Annotated in this window: 10 protein-coding genes; 8 read left to right on the plus strand and 2 right to left on the minus strand. The window is 42.1% G+C overall.

Going from position 1 to position 10,745, the window contains the following annotated elements:
- Positions 1-290: 290 nt before the first annotated feature.
- A complete protein-coding gene (locus tag JK635_RS05795) occupies positions 291-1,910 on the minus strand; it encodes an SWIM zinc finger family protein (protein WP_202653040.1) in 1,620 nt (539 codons plus the stop codon).
- Positions 1,911-2,434: 524 nt separating this feature from the next.
- Between JK635_RS05795 and nikR the strand changes: the two genes are divergently transcribed.
- The 4 genes from nikR (at position 2,435) to JK635_RS05815 (ending at position 5,672) form a co-directional block, all read left to right on the plus strand.
- Positions 2,435-2,857: a nickel-responsive transcriptional regulator NikR gene (nikR, locus tag JK635_RS05800; protein ID WP_202653041.1), complete on the plus strand. Its 423-nt coding sequence runs from the start codon at positions 2,435-2,437 to the stop codon at positions 2,855-2,857.
- Positions 2,858-3,108: 251 nt separating this feature from the next.
- Complete coding sequence (gene cbiM / locus JK635_RS05805) at positions 3,109-4,113, plus strand: cobalt transporter CbiM (protein WP_202653042.1); 1,005 nt, start codon at positions 3,109-3,111, stop codon at positions 4,111-4,113.
- 14 nt (positions 4,114-4,127) lie between these two features.
- Positions 4,128-4,922 (plus strand): energy-coupling factor transporter transmembrane component T, encoded by a 795-nt coding sequence (locus JK635_RS05810; protein ID WP_202653043.1) that lies wholly within the window; start codon positions 4,128-4,130, stop codon positions 4,920-4,922.
- A gap of 3 nt (positions 4,923-4,925) precedes the next feature.
- On the plus strand, positions 4,926-5,672 hold the full coding sequence (locus JK635_RS05815) for an energy-coupling factor ABC transporter ATP-binding protein (protein WP_202653044.1): 747 nt from the start codon (positions 4,926-4,928) through the stop codon (positions 5,670-5,672).
- Positions 5,673-5,858: 186 nt separating this feature from the next.
- Here the strand turns inward: JK635_RS05815 and JK635_RS05820 are convergent, their stop codons facing one another.
- On the minus strand, positions 5,859-7,145 hold the full coding sequence (locus JK635_RS05820; RefSeq protein WP_202653045.1) for a C40 family peptidase: 1,287 nt from the start codon (positions 7,143-7,145) through the stop codon (positions 5,859-5,861).
- A 268-nt stretch (positions 7,146-7,413) separates the two neighbouring features.
- Between JK635_RS05820 and JK635_RS05825 the strand changes: the two genes are divergently transcribed.
- From JK635_RS05825 to JK635_RS05840, 4 genes are all read left to right on the plus strand, one after another.
- Positions 7,414-7,602, plus strand: coding sequence for a YwzD family small protein (locus JK635_RS05825; protein ID WP_202653046.1), 189 nt, complete (start codon positions 7,414-7,416; stop codon positions 7,600-7,602).
- 167 nt (positions 7,603-7,769) lie between these two features.
- Positions 7,770-8,282 (plus strand): hypothetical protein, encoded by a 513-nt coding sequence (locus tag JK635_RS05830; protein ID WP_202653047.1) that lies wholly within the window; start codon positions 7,770-7,772, stop codon positions 8,280-8,282.
- Between the two features lie 121 nt (positions 8,283-8,403).
- Entirely contained in the window at positions 8,404-8,868 is a 465-nt protein-coding gene (locus JK635_RS05835; protein WP_202653052.1) for a DUF8821 family protein, read from the plus strand.
- Positions 8,869-9,286: 418 nt separating this feature from the next.
- The gene (locus JK635_RS05840; protein ID WP_202653048.1) at positions 9,287-10,636 is read left to right on the plus strand and encodes an excinuclease ABC subunit UvrA; all 1,350 of its coding nucleotides are present in this window, start codon (positions 9,287-9,289) and stop codon (positions 10,634-10,636) included.
- Positions 10,637-10,745 lie beyond the last annotated feature (109 nt).

Below are 10,745 nucleotides of genomic sequence, written 5' to 3' on the forward strand. Positions count from 1 at the left end.
AAAATGGCGAGATGCTTGGCGTCAATTGGGGAGTGTGAAACGCCAGTTGGAGGTTGAGAAACACCAATTAACGAGGAGAAACGCCAATTAGAGGTTGCTAATCGCCAATTGGAGGGTGCGAAACGCCAATTGGGGGTTGCAATCCGCCAGTTGGAGAGTGCAAAACGCCAATTGGGATGCGGATCCGCAAATAAACGCACCCCATGCGCAAGTATGCACGCCCCATCCTCAAGTAACACCGCGCCTGATGATCTGCGTGGCTTGTTACCCGGATACAATAACCCAACCAATTAACTAATCAACTTCCCGCGCGCACACTCCTCATGAAATGCCCGCAGTCGCTTCGTCCGCTCCAGCAGTCCTTCGAGAAAATACTCCCAATCGTCAACCCGCTTCAGCTTTTTATACAGCGTCCGCAATTTTTTCAAATGTCGCACCGCCATCCGGTAGCTTGCCCGGTTTTTCTGATCAATCTCCCGCTGGGCCGACTGATGCAGCATCCCCAATAGCACCTCCGGCTGCTCCTTCTCGATAACCTTCACGCGGTCCCGCGGTAAATCCTGATACTCCATCCCAACCAGCGCCTGCAGCTCACCCCAGCGCTCATACATCCTGCGCTCAAACAAAAAATACTCATACTCCGCATAACTATAAGGCAAACTGCACTGCATCGCTCGCTCATACACATCCATCCGGCCGTTCTCCGACACATATGGCGAAATCACCCGCAGCACCGTCCGCACAACCCCGGCCCGGCCTTGAAAGCCGCCAACAAACGCTTCCGAATCCAGGTACCCCTTCAATTTATGCAAAAACAAATCAATATACCGGCCAGCCCGCTTCCACACCTTCAAACCCGACAAATACTCAATCCAATACACCATATAGGGGACAGCCACTTCATCCTCAATCCAATCAAGTGACTTAAGCGCCTTCTCATCCTCGCCGAGCAGCACATTCAAATGAATCCCGGCCAGCACCAACGGCAGCGGGTTTTCCTCGTCCGTAACCGTCCGCAGCCGCGCCAGCACCCGCTCAAGCTCCGCCTCCCGCCAAGCCGTCTTGCGAAACAGCCCGCTCCACAGCTCCCGGTACAGCTCAATCCGGTGGTGCACCAAGCCCGGCACCACCGTCAGCAGTGCAAACACCTCATCCTTCAAGCCAACAATAAACTCATCAAAATCAAACGGCAGCGTCTGCATCCCGATTTTTTCAAGTAAATCCTCGGCTTCATCGACCAGCGACTCAAACAAATGGCCATAAGAACGATGCACCGCATCCTCACTATGTCCCATCTGCTCACTAAGCACCGCCAGCTTGCGAAACGCCACCACCGTCGCCACCAGCTCATACAGCAGCCGCCACTCCGCCTCCAATGGCGCACTCGCCTGCAGTCGCCGCCGATAAATTCCAAACAACTCCGGGACAACAAACGGATTCGTGTACTTCTTCGCCGCCAAAAGCGCATCAAAGCTCTTCTCAAACGAATCAACCCAGCGCCCATAATCCGGCTTCAGCAGCCCGTTCGCCTTCACCAAATCCTTCGCTTTCTGCAGTCCCCAGGCGACAACCGACTTCTTCTCGCGTACAGGCTCGCGCCACTCCGTCACCCAATCGCCGACACTGCCGACCTGTGCATACGCGGCAAAAAACACCGCCAGCTGATGCCGACACAGTTCATCGGCCGGACACGAACACTCACTCAGTCCCAAAAACAGCGGATCTAGGAGCACTTTCACCGCCGCCACATCCTGCACCGTCGCTTGTATACCCGACTCCGCCACCTGCAGCTGCGATACCATCCCCTGCCGGTATAACATCAAACCCTTCTGCACCAGCCGCGCATCCTCCGGCGCATTCGGATTCAACAACTCCCGCAACTCATCCGCCAGTTCCCGAACAAACTCCATCCCTACACGACCTTTCACCGAAAACTCCATATTTTTATATTATACCCAAAACCCAGACCAATGAGGAACCCCAACCCCCTTTTGGAAAAATAAACACAGCGAATCTAAAGTGAAAGTGTCTTTCATAAGCGGGATTTACTGTTTATCCGTCATTTTTCTGAATTTGCCCGTCAAAATTAGAACTATACCCGCCGATTTTAATCTTTTAACCGATAAAATTAGAACTTACCCGTCAATTTTGATCTATTCCCGTCAAAATTAGAACTTTACCCGTCGGTTTTGATCTTTTACCCGTCAATTTTCAAAGTTTACCCGCCAACTCTTTTAATCAACCTATTTGTTTCACTCCCCTTATACTTTATGAAACAAGTCAAAAACGAATGGAAAGCGCCAAGAATACTTTTACACGATTGTAGCTGATGTTTCAGTGAAGGGTGATACAAAGTTATTCCTAATTGTTTCATCATGTTTTTTATCTTATAGTTGTTGCAAGAGAACAATCAGGATTTTAGGAGTTGATGAAAATGAAGGATTCTACCCTCACTCGTTTTGGTGTGTCCATGGATAAGAAACTATTAACGGAGTTTGACCAGTTAATTGCAAATAAAGGTTACTCCAATCGGTCGGAGGCTGTCAGAGATTTGGTTAGGGATGCCCTATTGGCGGAAGATTGGAAGGATCCGGAACAATATGTTGCAGGTTCCATTTTATTGTTTTATGACCACGGTCATAAAGGGTTATTAGAACAGATGACAGAGATTCAACATGATTATCATCATGAAATATTGGCAACAACCCATTTTCATTTAGATAAACACAGTTGTTTAGAATTAATCATTGTCAAAGGAAAAGCCGGCACACTGCAAACGCTGAGTGATCAACTGGTTTCGATGAAAGGAGTACAGTACGGTAAATTTACCGTAGCACCCGTAAATGAAATAGACTAAAGCCACCCCGGGTCAGGGCTGGTCAAGGTCAAAAAGAACCAATGCTCTCATGCGTTCGTGTTCAAGAAGTACCGTAGCACCCGTCAGTGAAATAGACAAAAAGTTCATCTGATTGTCATACTTTCCTTCGTGTTACGGATTTATAAATTTGTGTTACTTGATATAATGGACTAAGATTCACCATTCCAACAGGAATTTAAAGGACTCGGCTGACAATGCCCGTTACATCCATTTGGCAGGGAGGAGAAACTATGCATATTCCAGACAATTATCTCAGTCCATCTACTTGTATGGTCATGGGGGCGGCAATGCTCCCAGTATGGACAGTTGCCGTAAGTAAAGTGAAAACGGAAGCAACAAAGGCTAAATTACCGATGATTGGTATTGGGGCGGCGTTTTCCTTTCTACTTATGATGTTCAATATTCCTCTTCCCGGTGGAACAACCGGCCATGCCATCGGAGGAACGTTATTAGCCATCCTGTTAGGCCCATATGCCGCCTGTATTGCTATAACCGTAACGCTATTTATTCAAGCCTTACTGTTCGGCGATGGGGGCATCCTTTCGTTTGCGGCAAATAGCTTTAATATGGCGTTTATTGCTTCTTTCCTTGGCTATTTTATCTATAAATTTATCAAAGATCGTGCTAAAACAGCAAAGGGTGAATACCTAGGAATCATCGTGGGATCATATGTCGGCCTGAACATGGCGGCACTGGCGACAGCGATCGAGTTTGGCATCCAGCCGCTCCTTTTCACAAATGCAGAAGGACTGCCGCTGTATAGCCCTTATCCATTATCGGTATCGATCCCGGCGATGATGATTCCCCACCTTTTAGTTGCGGGTGTGATCGAAGCCCTTTTTACCGTTGCTATCTACAGCTTTATAAAAAAAGTCTCTCCGGACACCATCTTTGAAGGGACAAAACATAAAATTCATCCAATCTATGGATTGCTGGTTACTCTCATTTGTCTGACACCACTCGGACTGCTTGCTTCGGGCACCGCCTGGGGAGAATGGGGAGCGGACGAAATTAAAAATGTCGTTTCTGGTGGCAAGCAATTGGGCTTTACTCCTGCGGGAATGAAGAATGGCTTCAGTTTTAACGCCATCTTGCCCGATTACTCGGTGACAGGACTACCGGAAATAGCAGGATATCTCTTATCAGCCGTCGCCGGAGTTGCCATCATGATGATTATTTTTAAAATCATTAGCAGCTTTCATAAAAAAAATTCAAGAGAGATTCCTAAATCATAAGGAGCATCAAGGACATGCCTGACTGGTTAGTAAAAAATCAACCGTACAGTCCTCCACCAGACAAGGATCAGTTTATCAACAAAAGCATCCTGTCGATCCTGAGGATTCTGTCGAAGCTAAAGTCCCAAAGTGGCTATCAAATGGATAAATTTCAGGTAAATGCAGCTCTTAAGGTGGCATTTACTTTTTTACTTGTGATCCTTCTGTCACTATCAACTAGTTATACATTTATCTTAGTTGTCGATGTATACCTGCTGGTCGTCCTGAGCCTTATGGAAGGAAAAGAAATTGTAAAAATTCTTAGTGTGAGCTTGGCGATGGCCATTTTTACATTTATGATTCTGTTGCCAAACGTCGTTTTAGGGAACACTTATACGAGCATGATGATTACTTTGAAGGTGCTTTCAACATTAATAGCGGTAAATATACTTTCTCATTCCACCAGATGGCATTCAATTACAAGTGCCTTGAGAAGGTTTGGCGTCCCGAATATTTTTATTCTCGTTCTGGATATCACGATCAAATATATTTCGATGCTCGGGGACTTTTCCTTGAATATGCTTTATTCTTTAAAGCTGCGGTCAGTAGGCAGAAATAACAACAAATATGCCTCGATGGCCGGAATTTCGGGAACGATGTTTATCAAGTCAAAGGAAATGGCCGAGGACATGTATGCTGCTATGGAGTGTAGAGGATTCACCGGTGAATACACCGTTCACAATAAATGGAAATGGTCGATGGCGGACTTGCTTTACATTTTGAAAACCGTCGCCATCATCACAGCGTTTTTATATTGGGGAAGGATATAACACATGATCGATTTAAAAGAGGTCTCCTATTCATACGAAGGTACGATAGCGTTGAAAAATATCAATCTCCATATTGAGAAGGGAGAAGCTGTCGCCTTATTGGGCGCAAACGGCACCGGTAAATCAACGCTGCTGAAATTGCTGAATGGGCTGTTGTCTCCCAATCAGGGTGTTTACCGATTCAATCATCAGGAGATTACGCCAAAAAAACTGAAGGATCCCATATTTTCCAAGAAGTTTCACCAAAAAATCGGTTTCGTGTTTCAAAATTCTGATACACAGCTGTTTTGCCCCGATGTCTATGATGAGATCGCCTTTGGACCCAGACAAATGGGGATGAATGAGAGCGAAGTGGCCAAAAGAGTAAACGACTGTCTTGATTTACTGGGGATTCAAAGCTTTAAGCACAGGCAGCCTTATCATTTGTCCGGTGGCGAGAAACGCAAAGTGGCCATTGCCTGTGTGCTGGCATTAAATCCGGAAGTTCTCATCCTGGATGAGCCCATGAACGGATTAGATCCGAGAACGCAAAGATGGCTGGTTGACTTTCTGGCTACTTTAAATCAAGCGGGGAAGACCGTTATTACCTCGACGCATAATCTTGATTTAGTTCAAGAACTTTCAAAACGAGCGATATTGTTTGATGAAAGCCATGGAATTGCTGCCGACTTACCAACCGAAACCTTACTTGAAAAAATAGACCTGCTAAAAAGAGTGAATCTTGTTGACGAAAGCTATCCATTTCATTAAATCTAATATAGCTAAGCAAAAGTCAGCAGTTCGTGCTGACTTTTCAATTGCAATTATCCCAAGCCCTTTGGAGAGGTCACAAAGAGGGTCGAGAAAGTTCAAAAACCATCAAAAAAGTTGAAACCTCCCAATAAAATAGGAAAGCCAGTCCTGCTATCAAAAACAGGACTGGCTTTTTTTACAGCTTTAATAAAACCTTTTGAATCCATCAAAATGTTGCTTGAAATAGCTGTCTGTTAAACTAGAAATTTGCACACCATTGATTTTTGAACCGTCATTGGCGTGGATAAATAAATTACTGCCGAGATAGATGCCTACATGGGAAATGCCTTTTTTATAGGTATTTTCAAAGAAGACAAGATCTCCGGATTTTGGCTGGTCGACATAGTAGCTGCGGCTGTAGTATCCTGCGGCGGAAGTACGGCCGATGGAAATACCGGCTTTGTTGGTCACATAATAAATGAACCCGCTGCAGTCGAAACCGTCAAGCGTAGTGCCGCCCCAGACGTAAGGAACGCCCATTAAGCTTTTGGCAACCGAAACAAGCTTAGCAGCAAAGTTAGCATCATAACCTGTATCCGATACCGCCGGTTTGGCTGGGGCGGTGTTCTCCGGTTTGGATGCGTAGACTTGACTAGGCACCTTCAACTTTTGTCCGACATAGATTATATCGGATGTGAGTTTATTCAATGATTTCAAGTTCCCGACAGTTGTGTCAAACTGATTGGCAATTTTGCCAAGGAAGTCGCCACTTTTAACAATATAAGTAGTCGTAGCTGTCGTTTGACTACCGTTTGCAGTGGCCGGTTTTGTTGCCGCTGGTTTGGCTGCGGCCGGCTTCTTTGTACTTTGAGCCTGTTCCTTGACCACTTTGGCCGGAACTTTCAGCTTTTGCCCGGCACGGATTAGGTCGGACTTAAGTTTATTGAGTGATTTTAAATGATTCACGGTCGTGTTGTATTTCTTGGCAATTTTTTCTAAATAATCGCCGCTTTTAACGGTATAAGTAGTTGTCGACACGGAGGCAGCTGGTTTCGCCGCAGTTGTTGTCTTTGGCTTAGCAACTGACGTCTTCAGCGTCGCTGAAGTCCCATCCGAAACCTTCAACACCTGGCCAACATAAATAATCGAGCTGTCCAGCTTGTTCCACTGCTTGAGTTCGCCAACGGTAACATGGAATCGGTTGGCAATTTTGATAAGGGCATCCCCTTTGACCACTTTGTAGGTAGTTGGTGTGGATGCTTTAGTATTTTTGGCAGTAGTGGAAACTTGGAGGGTTTGGTTAATGTGGATGAGATCTGACTTTAAGCCGTTCAGTTTTTTCAGTTGAGCGACACTCGTTTTATATTTGCTGGCAATTTCCGATAACGTATCGCCTTTTTTAACTTTGTATGTATCAGCGTGTGCCGTCCCCGCGTAAATGATGGAAAACAATGCGGCTGTGGACAATGTCCGAACGATCGTTTTCTTCACTAGACAAATCACCTCTATTTCCCCTATTTTTCTCTCATTTTACCATAGTTTGATAGTATTTTGGGGAGAAATAAAAAAAAGGTGTTATTTTCCGGGAAATTTTGTGGAATTGCGGTGGTATTTTGCCCTTGAAAAGCCTTGAAAAAGAAAGGTTTGAGCGCAGTTTGTCATGTTTCGAAGAGATTCAACATTTTTAACTGGAAATAGATTTACAAATTTACAACTTTATTGTAATATGTGTAATTATAATAGTTTAGGAGGATTCGTATTGGAGAAGGAGGATTCGAAAAAAAACCCGGATATTGCTGCTTTTTCCGAAATTGTGAAAAAGGCATATGATAAAGGCAGAAACGAGACAGAACTTACCCTCGAACAATTAATGGAAGATTTGAAAGCCGATCTGCGAAATTTGTTGATTGGGTCGTCGACAACACATATCGACGGCTTTTATTTTTAATGCAAATATTTAGAAGAGGTTCACCTTGGTCGCAAGAATAATCTCCTAAACGGGAAGGATACTTATATAAAGACCTATCTTTATATTTTCAGTATTGAAAAGATATATCCTGAATTTTATTGGAAATAATATACCTAATGGATTGAAAAGAAGGGGTTATGAAAATCATGAAGTATTCCAAGCCTTTGTTGCTATTGATAATGATACTTCCTTGGTTCACCATTCCAATGTTCGGTGAACGGCCTTTTAAACGTTTTTTGCCTTCAGGGGTATTTATCTCTTTGCTGGTGAGAATTGTTAATATAATCGCTAAAAAGCGAAGATGGTGGTGGTGGTATGAAACCATCCATCCAAAATTATCGGGGGTCTATCCTTTTATGTTAGGGCCGTTTATAGTCGGTTCGCTGTGGATATTAAAATGGACTTACGGGAAATTTTTCCGATTTATGATGCTGAATTTTCTTTTTGATTCATTTTTTACATATATTGCAGTACCTTACTTAACAAAATTTGGAATAGTGTCTTTGGTACGGATGAAAAAAATTCAATTAATGTATGTTTTTACAGTTCTATCCTTGCTTTTATATATTTTTCAATGGTTGAAAGAAAATATGAATCGTTTACTCATTAGGTTCCAAACCATCAAACAATTTACACTAAGGGAAGATCCTAAAGTATAAGTTTTCTTTTTTTTTGATCATATATTATATTAGATTGTACCCGAATGAAAACGGATTAGTTTTTGCAGAAATGTGGCTTCTTGTTGTTTGAAATAAAGAGATAAAAGGAGGAGAAATGGAATTGTCCTATATCGTTGATTTTAAAAATGTCTCTACGGTTGGTTTAGAGTCTTCACCTGTGGCAGAAGCGCTTGCTGGTTTACGGGCTAATGAAGCTCGTTACTTTATGAACAAATACAAGCATGAATTTACGGTTGTACCAGCTAGCGAGTCCGGCGAGATCCTTGATTATGTGAACCGAATTTTGAAAGAAGAACGGGATATTGAATTTGCCGCCAAACCTCTAGAAACGTCGCGTTTTCAAGTGGAAAATATCAAATGGACCTACGTCTTTTATGAGGATGGTCTCTCGGTCAACGTCATGTATACGGTGGATAACCCTAAGAAGCGGGCCGTTGGCTTCAAGCTTTCTGAGGGGATGGAGGTACCAAAGGAGTTGGAAGGGAAGTTTAAGTTTGCCAGGCAGAAGTCAAAACTAGCCGGAACGATTCGGGGCTCGTTTTTTGTCATTAAAGGAGAATATTAGGCAAAGTACATGCGGAAATATCAACGGTATTGAACTGCACCTCAATTGTTTATGCGATCTAAAAATGGCAGGTGCAGTTTTTCTGTGTTTACATTCATAGCTGCTGATTCATTTTGACTAAATCATTGCAGTATTTCATATATAAAGAAATAGCATCCAATTGTCTCGCCAAATAGATATCATTATTTTTTTGTGTGACAGAATAATGTTTTTTAATATTGGACAGATTTTCATCTTGAGTTCCATCGATAATCTTTTTAATTTCATCAATATAATAAACTGATTTTCTTAGAAGAGAAATAATGATTGTTTTTCTTACTTCGTCCTCTTCATAACATAAACGCTTCTATAAAGAGGTTTCGTAATGAAAAAATAGAATATTGCTTCAAACTGATATACTATTAGCGAGGTGAGAAAAATGAATATTGAAATCCGCAATGCTTATGAAAAAAATCTAAAGCATATTCATGTAGAAATACCACGAAATCAACTAACCGTCATTACAGGGTTATCTGGTTCAGGCAAAACGACTTTACTAAAAGATACATTATACATGGAAGCCCAAAGACAGTATTTAGAAACAATGAGCTATCAAGGAATCCAAAAGCCAAAGGTAGGAGAAATAAGAAATCTGTCACCTGCTGTCATCATTGATCAAGAGGATCGGAACGAAAATCCTCGGTCTACTCTTGGTACACAAACAGATATGTATACAGATCTAAGAATGATTTTTGAAAAATTGCATCATCGAGAATGTCCAAATTGTAAAGCAGAAATCTCCGCAAGTGATTCGATCGAGGAAACCGAGAAAATAAATGAAAAATTTACGGTGTATATGTATTGCCCAAAGTGTCAATATCGTATGGATAAACTGACTAGGTCAAATTTTTCTTTTAATACCAAAGAAGGGGCTTGCCCCACCTGTAATGGTCTTGGTAAGTCACTGGTTATCAAAAACAATTTGTATCAAAAAGATAAAACGATTGTCGATGGCGGTGTAGCTATCTGGGCAAAAACCTACGCAGAATATCAACTAAAAGCATATTATGCTCTCCTTCGTTACCTGGAAATAGAGATTCCCCAAGATGTTCCTTTAGGTGATTTTACAGATGAACAGTTTGAAATACTGAAACAGGGGATCCACTCAAATATGATCTCGAATCAGCAGAAAAAAACGCTGCCTACCAAAGTATTAGAGGGAAAATATGAAGGGGTGGAACCAAAAATATGGAGAAAAATTGCTGATAAAAAATCTGTCCCATCAAGTTTAAAAGATTATGTCGAAGAAGGAATTTGCCCGGATTGCCACGGTGAAAAACTAAATAAATTGAGTCGATCCGCAACAGTATTGAATCAAAGATTGCCTGAAATTGAAAAATGGGATTTACATCGTTTATTAGACTGGATAAAACAAATTGATCAAAATACTGATGATCAAAAAAGAGCTTTAATACAGGACTATCTTCTTGATCTATCCACAAAAATTGAACGTATTTCAAAAGTTGGACTAGATTATTTATCACTCAATCGTCCATACACAACACTTTCCGGCGGGGAAGCACAACGTTTAAAATTAGCAGCCATCCTTGATTCTCAAATGACAGAACTAATTATTATTTTGGATGAACCGACAATCGGGTTACATCCTTCTGATACAGAAGGACTGATTTCCATGATTAAAAAACTCAAGGAACGTGGAAATACGATTATCACCATTGAGCACGATGAAGAATTCATTAAACATGCTGATTCACTAGTGTTGCATTAATTTAATTTCACTATTAGGAATACTTGAAATGTTCAATTTTATTATTCTCTGCAAAGAAAAAGTCCTTTATAATGGATAGGTCAGGTGGTAATCCGTCCAAATCCAATAT

Origin of the sequence: Neobacillus paridis (assembly GCF_016765675.1) — a bacterium.
In the GTDB taxonomy this organism is placed as follows: domain Bacteria; phylum Bacillota; class Bacilli; order Bacillales; family Cytobacillaceae; genus Neobacillus; species Neobacillus paridis.

Excerpts from the sequence above, each read along its gene's own strand:
- JK635_RS05795 (WP_202653040.1), bottom strand. The coding sequence starts at position 1,910 with ATGGAGTTTGTTCGGGAACTGGCGGATGAGTTGCGGGAGTTGTTGAAT.
- nikR (WP_202653041.1), top strand. The coding sequence starts at position 2,435 with ATGAAGGATTCTACCCTCACTCGTTTTGGTGTGTCCATGGATAAGAAA.
- cbiM (WP_202653042.1), top strand. The coding sequence starts at position 3,109 with ATGCATATTCCAGACAATTATCTCAGTCCATCTACTTGTATGGTCATG.
- JK635_RS05810 (WP_202653043.1), top strand. The coding sequence starts at position 4,128 with ATGCCTGACTGGTTAGTAAAAAATCAACCGTACAGTCCTCCACCAGAC.
- JK635_RS05815 (WP_202653044.1), top strand. The coding sequence starts at position 4,926 with ATGATCGATTTAAAAGAGGTCTCCTATTCATACGAAGGTACGATAGCG.
- JK635_RS05830 (WP_202653047.1), top strand. The coding sequence starts at position 7,770 with ATGAAGTATTCCAAGCCTTTGTTGCTATTGATAATGATACTTCCTTGG.
- JK635_RS05840 (WP_202653048.1), top strand. The coding sequence starts at position 9,287 with ATGAATATTGAAATCCGCAATGCTTATGAAAAAAATCTAAAGCATATT.